The sequence below is a fragment of the Paraburkholderia sp. genome, assembly GCF_049581445.1.
In the GTDB taxonomy this organism is placed as follows: Bacteria; Pseudomonadota; Gammaproteobacteria; order Burkholderiales; family Burkholderiaceae; genus Paraburkholderia.
On record NZ_JBAURZ010000105.1, the window covers coordinates 21,364 to 35,076 of the forward strand.

At 61.2% G+C, this 13,713-nt stretch carries 10 protein-coding genes and 1 pseudogene; 6 read left to right on the forward strand and 5 right to left on the reverse strand.

The window, feature by feature from the left end; all coding sequences use genetic code 11:
- Positions 1-93 precede the first annotated feature (93 nt).
- The 4 genes from WCA85_RS09685 (at position 94) to hydA (ending at position 5,944) form a co-directional block, all read left to right on the forward strand.
- Positions 94-1,440, forward strand: coding sequence for an NAD(P)-dependent oxidoreductase (locus tag WCA85_RS09685; protein ID WP_424063239.1), 1,347 nt, complete (start codon positions 94-96; stop codon positions 1,438-1,440).
- Positions 1,441-1,508: 68 nt separating this feature from the next.
- Positions 1,509-2,816: an NAD-dependent dihydropyrimidine dehydrogenase subunit PreA gene (gene preA, locus WCA85_RS09690; RefSeq protein ID WP_424063241.1), complete on the forward strand. Its 1,308-nt coding sequence runs from the start codon at positions 1,509-1,511 to the stop codon at positions 2,814-2,816.
- Between the two features lie 118 nt (positions 2,817-2,934).
- Positions 2,935-4,446 carry an NCS1 family nucleobase:cation symporter-1 gene (locus WCA85_RS09695; protein ID WP_424063243.1) on the forward strand — a complete coding sequence of 504 codons (1,512 nt, stop codon included), beginning with the start codon at positions 2,935-2,937 and terminating at the stop codon, positions 4,444-4,446.
- Positions 4,447-4,492: 46 nt separating this feature from the next.
- Positions 4,493-5,944 carry a dihydropyrimidinase gene (gene hydA, locus WCA85_RS09700; protein WP_424063245.1) on the forward strand — a complete coding sequence of 484 codons (1,452 nt, stop codon included), beginning with the start codon at positions 4,493-4,495 and terminating at the stop codon, positions 5,942-5,944.
- Positions 5,945-6,090: 146 nt separating this feature from the next.
- Here hydA and WCA85_RS09705 read toward each other — a convergent pair whose 3' ends face one another.
- Together WCA85_RS09705 and WCA85_RS09710 are read right to left on the reverse strand one after the other, a co-directional pair.
- A complete protein-coding gene (locus WCA85_RS09705) occupies positions 6,091-7,287 on the reverse strand; it encodes a mechanosensitive ion channel family protein (protein ID WP_424063247.1) in 1,197 nt (398 codons plus the stop codon).
- 57 nt (positions 7,288-7,344) lie between these two features.
- A complete protein-coding gene (locus WCA85_RS09710; protein ID WP_424063249.1) occupies positions 7,345-8,205 on the reverse strand; it encodes a class I SAM-dependent methyltransferase in 861 nt (286 codons plus the stop codon).
- A gap of 367 nt (positions 8,206-8,572) precedes the next feature.
- Between WCA85_RS09710 and WCA85_RS09715 the strand changes: the two genes are divergently transcribed.
- A complete protein-coding gene (locus WCA85_RS09715; RefSeq protein ID WP_424063250.1) occupies positions 8,573-8,890 on the forward strand; it encodes a hypothetical protein in 318 nt (105 codons plus the stop codon).
- Positions 8,891-9,025: 135 nt separating this feature from the next.
- Here the strand turns inward: WCA85_RS09715 and WCA85_RS09720 are convergent, their stop codons facing one another.
- Complete coding sequence (locus tag WCA85_RS09720; RefSeq protein ID WP_424063252.1) at positions 9,026-9,637, reverse strand: cadmium resistance transporter; 612 nt, start codon at positions 9,635-9,637, stop codon at positions 9,026-9,028.
- A gap of 171 nt (positions 9,638-9,808) precedes the next feature.
- Here WCA85_RS09720 and WCA85_RS09725 point away from each other — a divergent pair, with 171 nt between their 5' ends.
- Positions 9,809-10,423: a hypothetical protein gene (locus WCA85_RS09725; protein ID WP_424063254.1), complete on the forward strand. Its 615-nt coding sequence runs from the start codon at positions 9,809-9,811 to the stop codon at positions 10,421-10,423.
- Between the two features lie 95 nt (positions 10,424-10,518).
- Here the strand turns inward: WCA85_RS09725 and WCA85_RS09730 are convergent.
- Together WCA85_RS09730 and WCA85_RS09735 are read right to left on the reverse strand one after the other, a co-directional pair.
- A pseudogene (locus WCA85_RS09730) lies at positions 10,519-12,404 on the reverse strand (glycosyl transferase family 1).
- Positions 12,405-12,613: 209 nt separating this feature from the next.
- The coding region (locus tag WCA85_RS09735; RefSeq protein WP_424063256.1) for a DUF3443 domain-containing protein at positions 12,614-13,713 on the reverse strand (1,100 nt) is incomplete at its 5' end.

Here is a 13,713-nt window from a genome sequence, read left to right on the forward strand (position 1 = left end):
TGATCGTATTGCCCATAAAACAAGCCGTCCCGGCTGCACGCTATGTGCGGCCGGAGGGTGCGGCTACGTCCTCACATTCAGCAAGGAACGTGTATGGCCATCAAGCAAACCGGCGACATCGCCCCGCATCGACTGTCGCCCGAGCAGCTTTCCTGTGAATTCGCGGATATCGCTCCCTTGCTCGACGCAAGCGCCGCAGCGGTGGCCGCGAGCCGCTGTCACTACTGCTATGACGCGCCGTGCGTGCAGGCCTGTCCGACGCAGATCGATATTCCGGGTTTCATTCGCAAGATCGGCAACGGCAATCTGAAGGGCGCAGCCGTCGACATTCTTTCGGCGAATCCGCTGGGCGGGATGTGCGCGCGGGTCTGTCCGACTGAGATTCTTTGCGAAGGTGCATGCGTGCGCAACCATCAGGATGAGAAGCCGGTGGCAATTGGCGCGTTGCAACGTCACGCGACGGATTGGGCGATGGCGCGCGGTGAGCAGTTGTTCAAGCGCGCGTCTGACACGGGGCGTCACGTTGCCGTGGTCGGTGCCGGACCAGCTGGGCTGGCCTGTGCGCATCGCCTCGCGCTAGCGGGACATCGCGTGACTCTGTTCGACGCGCATGAGAAGGCGGCGGGCCTGAACGAATACGGTATTGCAGCGTACAAGACCGTCGATGATTTTGCGCAGCGGGAAGTGGCGTGGTTGTGCTCGGTGGGCGGCATCGAGATCAAAACCGGTATGGCGCTTGGGCGCGATGTTCATCTAGATGCGTTACGCCAACAACATGACGCGGTGTTTCTGGCGATTGGCCTCACCGGCGTACGTGCATTGCAACTCGAAGGCGAGGAACTCGGCGGTGTGATGAATGCAGTGGACTTTATCGAGCAGGTGCGTGAAGCGAGCGATCTGGCTACGGTTCCGGTCGGACGGCGGGTCGTCGTGATTGGCGGCGGCAATACGGCGGTGGATGCGGCGGTGCAGAGTCGCAAGCTCGGTGCGACGACGGTGACGATGGCTTATCGCCGCAGCGTGGAGACGATGGGCGCAACATGGGCCGAGCGCGAGTTCGCACAAGGCCAGGGCGTGACACTGATCACGCACGCGAAGCCGGTCAGGTTGCTCGGCAGCGACGGCACGGTAACCGGTGTTGAATTCGAGCGTACGTCGGCGGCGGGCAGCGAGCGGTTCATCATCGAAGCCGATATGGTGCTCAAGGCGATCGGTCAGACATTGGTTGCGGTGGGTGTCGAACGCGAGTTGCTGACGCTCGACGGCAGCCGCATCGCAGTGGACGCCAACGGCCAAACCTCGTTGCCGGACGTATGGGCCGGCGGCGATTGCGCGGCGACAGGTGGGATGGATCTCACGGTGCAGGCGGTGCAGGACGGCAAGCTGGCCGCTGCGGCGATTGACGCGCACTTCGCCAGAACTGCGGTCAAAGCGGCCTAGCGGGCTCGCCATGTAGCCACGCCCGCCATTCGACCTCACGATAAAACAGAGTCCCCAAGGAGCCAAACATGGCCGATCTGCGCTGTACGATTGCCGGCATTACTTCGCCGAACCCTTTCTGGCTCGCTTCTGCGCCGCCTACCGACAAGGCCTATAACGTCAATCGCGCCTTCGAAGCAGGCTGGGGCGGCGTGGTCTGGAAAACGCTAGGCCTCGACCCGCACGTGGTCAATGTCAGCTCGCGCTATGGCGCGGTGCAATGGAATGGCCAGCGTATCGCCGGCCTGAACAACATCGAGTTGATCACCGACCGGCCGCTCGACGTCAACCTGCGTGAGATCGCCCAGGTCAAGCGTGACTGGCCGGATCGTGCGCTAATTGTTTCGCTGATGGTGCCGTGCAACGAGCGCGACTGGAAGTGGATTTTGCCGCTTGTGGAGGACACCGGTGCCGATGCGGTCGAACTGAACTTCGGTTGTCCTCACGGTATGAGCGAACGTGGGATGGGCGCAGCGGTGGGCCAGGTGCCCGAATACGTGGAGATGGTCACGCGCTGGGTCAAGGAAGGCACGAAGCTGCCATGTCTCGTCAAGCTGACACCCAACATCAGCGACATTCGTACGGGCTCGCGAGCCGCCTACAGGGGCGGCGCGGATGGCGTGTCGCTGATCAACACGATCAATTCAATTGTGGGCGTCGATCTGGATGTGATGGCCCCCATGCCCATTGTCGATGGAAAGGGCACGCACGGAGGCTATTGCGGCCCCGCAGTGAAACCGATCGCGCTGAACATGGTGGCGGAGATCGCCCGCGATGTCGAAACACCGAACCTGCCCATTTCGGGCATTGGCGGTATCTCGACGTGGCGCGACGCAGCGGAATTCATCGTGCTCGGCGCAGGCAGCGTGCAGGTCTGCACAGCGGCCATGCACTACGGTTTTCGCATCGTCGCGGATCTGGCCGATGGCCTGTCGAACTGGATGGACGAAAAGGGCTATGCGACGCTCGACGATTTTCGGGGCCGCGCCGTACCGAATGTCACCGACTGGCAGTATCTGAACCTCAAGTACGACATCAAGGCGCGCATCGATCAGGACAAGTGCATTCAATGCGGGTTGTGTCATATCGCATGCGAGGACGCTGCACACCAGGCCATCACGCGCGAAAAGGATGGCGTGCGCCATTTTGAAGTGGTGGACTCCGAATGTGTTGGGTGTAACTTATGCATGCACGTATGTCCGGTTGATCAATGCATCACGATGGAACGCGTGGATGCCGGCGAGTATGCCAACTGGACCACGCATCCGAACAACCCGGCACGCGTGGATGCAGCGCAGCCGCAGGCGGAACCGCAAACCACGGCAAATGCCGCGTGAGCCTTACCCGCAGCACAATCAGTTTCAAACGAAGCGCCTGTAATGAAGTCTGTTCCGATCCGGCCTGATGCACCCCGAGAAGCTGCGCGGGCCACAACGCACAAGTGGAGATTCTTCGATGAAGCAGACAGCGCAAAGTGTCGATCCGCAGCTAGGGGCCGGCGCGCAGGGCAGCAGTCTTTATAACGACGACCTCGCGCCAACCGGCGTCGCGCAGCGCACGTGGAAGTGGTACCACTTCGCGGCGCTGTGGGTTGGCATGGTGATGAATATCGCGTCGTATATGCTGGCAGCGGGCTTGACCGAACAGGGCATGTCACCGTGGCAGGCGGTGGTGACGGTGCTGCTCGGCAACCTGATCGTGCTGGTGCCGATGTTGATGATCGGCCATGCGGGCGCGAAGCATGGCATTCCGTACGCGGTGCTGGTGCGCTCGTCCTTCGGTACCCAAGGGGCAAAATTGCCGGCCATGCTGCGCGCCATCGTGGCGTGTGGCTGGTATGGGATTCAAACCTGGCTCGGCGGCAGTGCGATCTACACGCTGCTCAATATCCTGACGGGTAACGCACTGCATGGTAACGCATTGCCGTTCCTCGATATTTCGCTGGGACAACTGGCGTGCTTTCTGGCGTTCTGGGCCTTGCAGATTTACTTTATCGTGCACGGCACCGATTCGATTCGCTGGTTAGAAAGCTGGTCCGCACCGATCAAGGTGGTCATGTGTATCGCGCTGGTGTGGTGGGCCACATCGAAGGCGGGAGGGATTGGCTCGATGCTCTCGGCGCCGTCGCAGTTCGTCGCCGGCGGCAAGAAAGAGGGCTTGTTTTGGGCCACTTTCTGGCCGGGCTTGACGGCGATGGTCGGTTTCTGGGCCACGCTGGCGCTGAATATTCCCGACTTCACCCGCTTTGCCCGCTCGCAGCGTGACCAGGTGATAGGGCAGTCGATCGGCTTGCCGGCGCCCATGGCGCTACTCTCGGTGATCTCAGTGGTCGTGACCTCGGCGACGGTCGTGATCTATGGTCAGGCGATCTGGGATCCGATCGATCTCACCAGCCGCATGACGGGCATCGGCGTAGGCGTCGCATTGGTGATCCTGACGCTCGACACCATGTGCTGCAATCTCGCGGCGAACCTCGTCGGCCCAGCATACGACTTTTCCAGCCTTTGGCCGAAGGGGATTACGTATCGCGTCGGCGGCATGATTACTGCGACCATCGCCATTGTGATGATGCCGTGGAAGATTCTCGCGACTACGCAAGGCTACATCTTTACCTGGCTGGTGGGCTATTCCGCGCTGCTAGGTCCGGTCGCCGGGATCCTGATGGTCGACTATTTCCTGATTCGCGGCACGCGCCTCGACGCGCGAGAGCTGTTCGACGAGCACGGTGAATACAGCTACACGGGCGGCTGGAATATCGGCGCGGTGGTCGCACTGCTAATTGGTGTATTGCCTAATTTGCCGGGCTTTTTGCATACCGCTTTTCCGGCGACGTTTCCGAACGTGCCGGCGTTCTTCAATACGCTCTACACGTATGCGTGGTTTGTCGGTCTCGCGCTTGCTTCGATCGTATACAGCGCGTGGATGAAGCTGAGCAAAGGACCGAGTGCCCGGGTGGCGAGCGCTTAACAATTGCAGCGTTTTCGAATGTAGCAGTCAATGAGGAGGCAGCAAGATGACGACCCTGATTCGCGGCGGCACGGTAATCGATGCGGACCGTAGCTGGCGGGCGGACGTGTTGTGCGCAGATCCGCAGCAAGGTGGCACGATCCTGCAGGTCGGCCCGGACCTGGAAGCGCCGGCGGGCGCGACGATCGTTGATGCGGGTGGCCAGTATGTGATGCCGGGCGGTATCGATCCGCATACGCATATGGAGTTGCCCTTCATGGGCACCACAGCAAGCGACGATTTTTACACCGGGACCGCAGCCGGTCTCTCGGGCGGCACCACGAGCATCATCGACTTCGTGATTCCGAGCCCGCGTCAGTCGCTGATGGAGGCGTTTCAGGCATGGCGCGGCTGGGCGGAGAAAGCTTCTTCGGATTATGGCTTTCATGTCGCCGTGACATGGTGGGACGACTCGGTGCATCGCGACATGGGCACGCTGGTGCATGAACATGGCGTATCGAGTTTCAAGCATTTCATGGCCTACAAGAACGCGATCATGGCCGACGATGAGGTGCTGGTGAACAGCTTCGCGCGCTCGCTTGAACTCGGCGCGTTGCCGACCGTTCATGCGGAAAACGGCGAGCTGGTGTTCCAGTTGCAGCGTCAATTGCTGGCACGCGGCATTACTGGACCGGAAGCGCACCCGCTGTCGCGTCCACCGGAAGTAGAGGGCGAGGCGGCGAATCGGGCGATTCGTATTGCGCAGGTGCTGGGCGTGCCGGTTTATATCGTGCACGTGTCGTCTAAAGATGCGGCGGATGCAATTGCGCGGGCCCGCAGCGAAGGTCTGCGTGTATTCGGAGAGGTTTTGCCGGGGCACCTGGTGATCGATGAAGCGGTCTATCGTGATCCTGACTGGACACGTGCCGCCGCGCACGTGATGAGCCCGCCGTTTCGTTCGGCTGAACATCGTGAGGCATTGTGGAGCGGGCTACAGGCGGGTCAGTTGCACACCACAGCCACTGACCACTGCGTATTTTGCGCGTCGCAGAAGGCGATGGGCCGCGAGGACTTCACCAAGATCCCGAACGGTTGCGGCGGCGTCGAGGATCGCATGTCGGTGCTGTGGCATCACGGCGTGAATTCGGGGCGCCTCACGCCGAACGAGTTCGTGCGCATTACCTCCACTAACGCGGCGCAAATCTTTAACCTCTATCCGCGCAAGGGTGCGGTGCAGGTTGGCGCAGATGCGGATCTGGTCGTGTGGGATCCGGCCGCGAGCAAAACCATCTCCGTCAAGACTCACCATCAGAAGGTGGACTTCAACGTATTTGAAGGCATGGAGGTGCGGGGCGTTGCGATGCATACGCTCACGCGCGGTGCGTTGGCGTGGACCGATGGCGACCTGCGGGCAGTGCGTGGCGCGGGTCAATATCTGAAGCGGCCGCCTAATGCCGCTTACTTTGAGGCGATCCGTGTGGCTAACAAGCTCAAGGAACCGCATGCGGTTGAGCGGTAGCTGGGCTTGAGTAGGGCGCTGAGACGTTGTGTCTGAAGACACAGTGGCTTATGCGCTCGCTTGAGGGTTTTGAGGCAAAGGTGTGCGGCGCGCGCGCAACAATTTACCTTGCGTGATCGCCGCGCACCGGGCCAAAGCTATTTCCTTTAGCGCTTTTGCCAGACGCGCAGGCCGAAGAGCGGCAAAACACCATAGACATGGTCGAACATAGTCGACTGAGTCCGCTCGAACGCTTCCCATTGCACTTCGTTGATATAAGCGAATACCTCTATTGGCAGGCCTTGCTGGGTCGCTTCCAGCAACCGGACCACCAGCGGCATGTCGGTGCGAATAGCCGGATGCTGGCGAAAATACCCCATCAGATACAAACGAAACATGCCGAGATTCGTGAGCGGTTGCCCTTCGTCGGACATCGTCACGGGTATGACCAGCTTGACACTCGCCTGCAAACTCGCAAGCAGCGCGTCATCGCAAAACCGGATCATGTCGGTGTCCATATAAATGGCATGCTTGATACGGCGCCCGCCTGATTCGATCATACCGCGCCAGTTTCTGACGCCATTTGTCAGCAGGACGTAGCTCGGAATCGTGACAATGGTGTTGTCGAAGTTCTGCACCTTGATGGTGTTCAACGCAATATCGACAACTGTCCCGTCGGCTACGAAGCCCGGCACTTCAACCCAGTCCCCCACGCGCAACATATCGTAGGCAGCGATCTGAATGCTCGCAACGAAGCCCAGAAGCGAATCGCGAAAGATGATGATGAGCAGCGCCGTCATTGCGCTGACGCCGGTGAGGAAATAGGCCGGCGAGCGATGCAACAGGACGGAGACGGCCACGATCAAAGCGGCCAGATACAAAACAATGGTGGCGACTTGCAGAAAGCTCTTGATCGGCTTCTCGCTGGCGTACGGGAAGTGCTTGTAGCGGTCCTCGATGCTGCGCAGGAACGCGAAGGCAGCGCGCAACACCGTCACCACCATGTAGCAGGCGGCGAGCGTTTCGACTGGACGTCCCAGGGCGGCGACGAGCGGAATGGTCAGACTGGACAGCAGCGGGGCGGACAGATAGATGATGTACGCGGGCACGAGTGGCGCAAGACGATCAAACACCTTGCGATGCGCCGCGGCCCGAAGCCACGAATGTTCTTCGCCGCGCGCGAGCCGGCCGACGATCAGCAGCAGGATAAAGCGGGTAATGTAATAGCAGATTGCACTGGACAGCACGATCGCCAAAAGCAACGCGGCCACGAGCAGAATCGCCACGACAGCGCTGTCGGTATAAGCGTAGAGATGACGCTGTCCGTCCGGACCCGTCACGATATGGAACACGTTGTCGAACATAGCTCCTCTGAGTCGTGAGCCAGGCGTTTTCGGCAGAGATTCCGGTCGCGAGGGACGTTACTGCGGTTTGACGAAGCGCAAAGTCATTCGGTCCGATTCGCCGATGGCGGCGTAACGTGCCCTGTCCACATCGCCACCTTCGTAGGTAGGCGGCAATGACCACACGCCATGCGGATAATCTTTGGTATCGCGCGGATTGCTATTGATCTCGCTGCTGCCCGCAAGCTGGAAGCCCGCAGCGCGCGCATGCTCGATCACATAGGCTTCGGTCACGTAGCCACTGTCGATCATCTGTTGTAGCGACGTTGCCGGCGCCGCGCGATGTTCTTCCACCCCTAGGATTCCGCCCGGTTTGAGCGCGCGGTAGAACGCCTGCAGGTTGGCATCGATCTGGCCGTCCTTGATCCAGTTGTGGATGTTACGGAACGTCAGCACCCGGTCGACATTGCCGTTGGCGGGAAAGCCGCTGAATTGTCCCGCCTGCAGCGTGCCAACCAGCACCGTGCCGTAAATAGCCGGGTTTGCAGCCAGCTTGCGGGCGAATGCTGCGCGGCCGGGTTGTTCCTCGGCGGCGGCGCTTGCCGAGGGGCTGTTGTACTGCGCCTCGTATAGCGTGCCGTGATCGCGCAGATAAGGCGCGAGAATGTCTGTGTACCAGCCGCCGCCTGGCGCGATTTCGAGCACCGTTTGGGTCGGGGCGATTTCGAAGAATTGCAAGGTGGCTTGCGGATGGCGATACACGTCGCGTGCTTTGGCGGCGTCGCCGCGCTGTGGTCCCGCGACGGCGGCGGCGAGCGAATTCGCGTCCCAGCCCGAGGGCGACGCACAGGCAACCAGCATCAGCGCGGCGGCGAGAGCAACGAGGGTGGTGAAGGCGTACCGCACATTGCGAAGCATGGTGGTAGGGTGGGCAGTCATGGCACCTGGTATGGGATCACGTGAGCCGTACAGCGTCCGTATTGCACTTAAGGCGTGGAGGACAACCGGCAATAGGCGTAAAGATAAGCGCTTGTGACGCGCTTTGCACGTCACACCCAGATATTTCCGCTGAAACGGGGATGAAACGTGACCCTGGCGGCGTTTACTCTTTACGTGGCGGTTTTGAACGAGCTCAGATGAAACCAGTTGAGGCCGCCTCGCGTATACCGGGATGAGTGCAGTGGATGACCGCGGCGTCAGGTTCGGCAAGACCTTCGCCGCTCGTCTATGCTGGATTCATGTCCGGTCGATTCTGGCTGGCAATGTGCCGGCCGTACCCGGCCCTATCCAATGTGTTGGAGGCAATATGAAGAAGACGTCGCAGCTATTTAAGGTTTGTTTGTGCGTAGCCATGCTGGGTGTGGCGGCCCAGGCGGGCGCGCAAGGTCTGACTCCGCAGGACGATATGAATGCGCCGCAGAACAGTACCCGACTGATGCCTAACTCAGCGCGTGGTAGCGAATACCCATCGCACGGCAACCAGCAGGCGGGAGAAATGAACCTCAACCCGACTGACCCACGCGCTCAACTCGTCAATGGCCTGCCAAACAATACGCAAGCGGGCGGTTATGGGTCGCCGCTCGCGGGTGTGCGCACCTACGTGCAACAACCGCCGGCGAACTAGATTGCGGCCACAACGGTCGTGCTGCATCGCGCGCCATCCGGTCACGCATCGATGCACGAGCCGTTTCACTTGATGTCAGATTGTGGTGGGGCCTTCTGAGGTGACTGACGTTTCCAAGCGACGCCGGGCTCTCTTTCAAAGCCCAAACAGCGCGTGCAAGGTACCGTTTTCCACGATCACCGAGACGCCGATCACCAGCAGGATGAACGGTAATAGCGCGGTGCCGTAGCGCCGGATCGGTGCGCCGAGCAGGGGATGGTTGACCAGCCAGACGGCGCCCGCGCACCAGATGCCGATCATCACGACAAACACGAGAGAAATCAACGCGCAATCGATGCGCGAATGCCCCGCATACAGCGGCACGTAGACGGCGATGTTGTCCGAGCCGTTGGCCATCGCGACGGCCGCCACAGTCCACGACGCCGAGCCAGCCGGAACCGGCGGGGTGGTAGCTTGCGTGGAACTGTCATGTGCGGCGCGGCGCCGGCCAAAGCGCGTCCACCCCTTGCTGAGGCCAACGGCGATCGGCAGCACGCCCAACGCGCCCACATACCCTTGCGGCAGACTGCGCAGCATGGCGGCGAGACCCAGCGCAATGACGATCAGGGCGATCGAGCCCGTGTATTGGCCGACGATGACGCGCCGTTTGCGGCCACGCGCTTCTGCGACGAAGGCGAGCAGGACGAACAGGTTGTCCACGTTGGTGGCGGCGAATGCGGCGACGGCGAGGGCAATGAGACTGAGCATGCGGCTAGGTCGTGGTGGCGTGGGTTGCGACGAAGGGTGTCCCGCCATCGACGCAGCCGCCATTCTGCCAGCAAGCGGGCGGCTACTGCCCGATCTTCGCGGATGAGGCTGCCGGTACGCGCGCCACGGCCCGTACGCTACAATGCCGACAGCCTGAAAATCGGAAGATCAATGAAGATCCGGACTCTATCTATTGCATGCGCAATGACCGCCGCCACGTTGCTCGCGGGGTGCACGGCCTTCTATAAGAACACGGACGCGTGTGAACAGATGATGCGCGACAAGCTGGCCGACGTGACGCCGGAGCGATTGCCGGATGTGTCGCTCGACAAGTTGTCGGTTAGCCATACTGGAACGGGGATTCGCGGCTCGCGGGTGGTCGTCGAAGGCACGCTGTCGCATATGCAGACGGCTTCGGAAGTCGCTGCCGCGAACGCTCCGAAGGGAGCTTCTGGCGTGCTTGCGGCGTCGGCGGTGTCTGCAACTTCTACGGTTGGGGCAAGCGGCGCGCCTGTCGGCGCGTCGCAGGCTAATGGGGCGGCAGGCGCTGCTTCGGGCGCGGCCGCTTCGGATACCGCTGCTTCAGTTGCCGCTGCTTCGTCCGTCCCGGCGTCTGGAGCCACTGCGAGCGCATCTGCGGCGAAACCCGCCAAGCCCAAGAAAATCACCAAGGTTGCGGCCGTCGAATGCACGTTCAACGGCCTGAATCTGTCGTCGTTCCGCTGGATCGCCCCGGCAGAACTGGTCAAGAGCGACGACGCTGCCGCTGGCGATACCAGCCAGTAAGGTACCGCAAGCACCGCGGCGTACTGAGGCGGCGCGTGCGGTGCGTCTTTAGTGGTGCGCCGCGCCTCTCAGGAAGCCGGAGCGCTTCGCGAGTCTCACATAGTCGCTATCGCTTCAGGCGGCGCTGTCTCTCGTCTTCTGGCCTCGCGCACGAGGCGCAATACGCGCTTACCAAACACTTCCGGCCGTCCTTCGAAGAAGCGCTCGACCGCCCTGGTGTCAATCAGCTGACGGCGTAGGTCCTCGCGCTCATCGTGTTGCGTAATCATGCGCAAGGCGGCGTCAATGTAGGCATCGACGCTATCCGCCGTGGTCCATGAGGGCATGCCGGCGCGCGCGAACAGCGCGCCGTCGATATGTTCGAACACTTCCGGACCCGTCTTGCACACGCCCGGTACACCGAGCGTGAGTGCGTCGACAATGCCATTCGTGTTGCCGAACGGAAACGGGCTCAGGAACAAGTCCGCGTCGTCCACTCGCGCCAGGTAGGCCGCGTAGTCGTGAAAGCCATGAACGATTGCCCCCGGCACCGCGGCGCCAATGATCCGGCGCATTTGCAATAGCGGCAAGCCGCTGCCCGCACCGGGCATGAAATGAAACTGCACCTGGATGTCCGCGCGTTCCTGAATCTGGCGGCACGCATCGAGAAAGGCTGGATTGAGTTTCATCGGACTTGCCGTCACGATGATATGGACGGACTCGCGTCGCGCCGGTACTCGCGGTGTGATGTCGGGTAGCGCATGAGAGGCGCGATACGGTTGGCCGTCCTTCGGTAGCTTGAGCAGGCGCTCGCTGAAGCATGCCGGGTCGCCGACGTAGTCTTCCTCGACACTGATGTAATCGATCTTGTCGGAGTGGGTAGTGGCCGGATGTCCGAGCGCCGCGATTTGTAGCGGTGCAATCCGCAGGTTCGACATAAAAACCGTCAGCGTGAACATGCCGACGCTCGGCATATAAAGCACGTCAGGCCGCTCGGCCTCGGCGAAGGCGCGAATTGTCCGCAGGCTCTCGCCAATATAGTCAGGCTTCTCAAGTTCGATAAAGCGATCGAAGATCGCCCGTCCGGCATCGTCGATGGCGTAGCCGAAGCCGAAACCCACCACTTCGAAATGCTCGCGCGCGGCTTCAATGGTCCGGGAGTGGGTCCGGTAGATTGAATGTGCACCGTTGAACCATTCCACCACCACGATCATCAGGGGTTTTTTACGGCTTTGCGCGCGCTCGCTGACGGGCGACACGGCCAGGGCAGGCAGATCGGTAAGACCCAGATGCGCCAGCTGCGCCGCACCAGGATGTTGATGTCATGTTTGATCGCATGCCGCTGCGGAGTATCCGCATAGCTGCAAAACATGTAGGCGTTGTGCAGGACGGCCGTGGGCAGATCGTCGAGGTCGCCGATTTGCCGCAGCTTGCCGGGCAGCCATTGCAGGAGCGCTTCGCGCTTGCCGTGTCCATTGACGGAACCTTTGAAGACCGGCGCCAGCAATACAAGAGCGAGGCAAGCGGCAATCACCTTGTCGTGAGCCCAGAGGGCCGCGAAATCCAGTTCAAGCTCCGAGTCAATCGAGTACAGCAGGCACAGCTTCTCGAGGAACGCGTCACCCGCTAGGAACTGGTTATTGTCCGGCCCGCGTGGATTCAGGTAGCGAGTGACGTGATCGGCGTCGCCAAAGGCAGTCGCCGAGAACAGCATGCCGATCCATTCGTGCAGGGTGAGAAAAAGCCTGAAGCACTCGTTCGATGGGCTGAAGTCCGGGTTGGAAAACAGCGTCGAAATGGCACTGACAAGGCGTGTGCAAAACCGCTCCCGCTGCTCGTCGGCTGATAGCCCGATCATTCCTGACGCGCGGAAGTCAGCGTCCAGATCACCACGCTTTTGATGAAGCAGGATCAACGCACCCAGGAAACTGAGAGCGGCTTGATCGTGAGCTTGCGTAAAGACGAGTTGCTCGAAGTCGTCGAGCGAAAAGGTGGGTTCCATCGGCTGAATTCAGAATATATGCAGGACTAACGATATCGATATCGCGCTAGCCAAAGGCAGCGATTATCTCAGCCCTGCCGTACTAAATTTGCCGGTCCGTTGATTTTGGGAATTTTCCGCGCGGATAAATCCGGCATCGGGCATCGGGCGCATGGGACTCGAGTCAGCCTCCCGCGGTGTACGACAGGCTGACTGTCCGGCGAGCAGATTTAGAAGGCGTAATACGGCCCGTTACCCGCGGAGGTGACGCGCGCTTCAATTGCCGTATAGACGCGCCGTCCGAAGAAGAACGGCAAGCCCCAGCCAAAGCTGTTACTGGCGATGCCGGCAAGGTCGTCGAACGCGTTGTTCGAAGAGTTGAACAACGCCGTCGAATTCGCCACCGAAAATGCCACGGCGGTGGTGATGCCATCCGTGCCTGCGATCACTGCGTTTTCCGCTTGCGTCGTGGTGGGACAGTACCAGAGCCCGCATTCTGGCATCCCAGTGTCGGCCATATAGAGCGCATTTGAGCCGGTGTCCAGATAGCTGAACGCGTAAGTCTGGCCATTGCTTGTCGTAGTCACATAGCCGCTTTGCGGATTCGCTTTCAGGACGGTCACGCTGCCGAGCACGTTGTCGGCCTGAGTGCCGATGCCGAAAATCAGCGAGCCCGCCACCGACGTCGTACCGGTGTCGGGCACCGACGGCAGATCGATGACGACGCCGTTGTTATCCAGCGGGAATGCGCTCACCGGATTCGTGACCTGCTGGGCGACCGGCTGCATGCTTGCCTGACACGCGCCGCTCGTGTTGCAGCTGTAGTACCAGCGCGGCAGGGCCGAAGTGGCACAGGCGCTGCCGCAGTCAGCCGCAAACAGGCCGACACCGAGGATGCCATTGCTGCGCAGGGTGGTGGTCGTCTGCATGGCGAGACCTGTACCCGCGCAGTCTGACGGCACGCTTGGCACGCTTGGGTCAGCGATCAGCTGAACGGGTAGCGATGCGGCCAGTTGACCGGCCATCCGCACGTCGGCGCTGCGCACCGCGCCCCAGGTGTAGCCGCCGCCAAACACCGCGCATTCGCCGGCATTCCCGCTGCGTGATGGCAAAGCGGCCAGTTGCACGCCGGACGGCAATGCCGAGGCCAGAATCCGCAGGCCCTGCGAGCCGGTGTCGACCTGAATGTTGTCGATGGTGGCGCAGTTGCTGGTGCCGGGCGCGCAGACGGTGACGCTGGTCGTCAGCATGTTGCGGGTCAGCCCGGGCGCCGTGGTCACCGCAATCGGCTGGGTGTTAGGCGTGCTCGACTGGGGGACCGACGCGGGAG

Excerpts from the sequence above, each read along its gene's own strand:
- WCA85_RS09685 (WP_424063239.1), top strand. The coding sequence starts at position 94 with ATGGCCATCAAGCAAACCGGCGACATCGCCCCGCATCGACTGTCGCCC.
- preA (WP_424063241.1), top strand. The coding sequence starts at position 1,509 with ATGGCCGATCTGCGCTGTACGATTGCCGGCATTACTTCGCCGAACCCT.
- WCA85_RS09695 (WP_424063243.1), top strand. The coding sequence starts at position 2,935 with ATGAAGCAGACAGCGCAAAGTGTCGATCCGCAGCTAGGGGCCGGCGCG.
- hydA (WP_424063245.1), top strand. The coding sequence starts at position 4,493 with ATGACGACCCTGATTCGCGGCGGCACGGTAATCGATGCGGACCGTAGC.
- WCA85_RS09705 (WP_424063247.1), bottom strand. The coding sequence starts at position 7,287 with ATGTTCGACAACGTGTTCCATATCGTGACGGGTCCGGACGGACAGCGT.
- WCA85_RS09710 (WP_424063249.1), bottom strand. The coding sequence starts at position 8,205 with ATGACTGCCCACCCTACCACCATGCTTCGCAATGTGCGGTACGCCTTC.
- WCA85_RS09715 (WP_424063250.1), top strand. The coding sequence starts at position 8,573 with ATGAAGAAGACGTCGCAGCTATTTAAGGTTTGTTTGTGCGTAGCCATG.
- WCA85_RS09720 (WP_424063252.1), bottom strand. The coding sequence starts at position 9,637 with ATGCTCAGTCTCATTGCCCTCGCCGTCGCCGCATTCGCCGCCACCAAC.
- WCA85_RS09725 (WP_424063254.1), top strand. The coding sequence starts at position 9,809 with ATGAAGATCCGGACTCTATCTATTGCATGCGCAATGACCGCCGCCACG.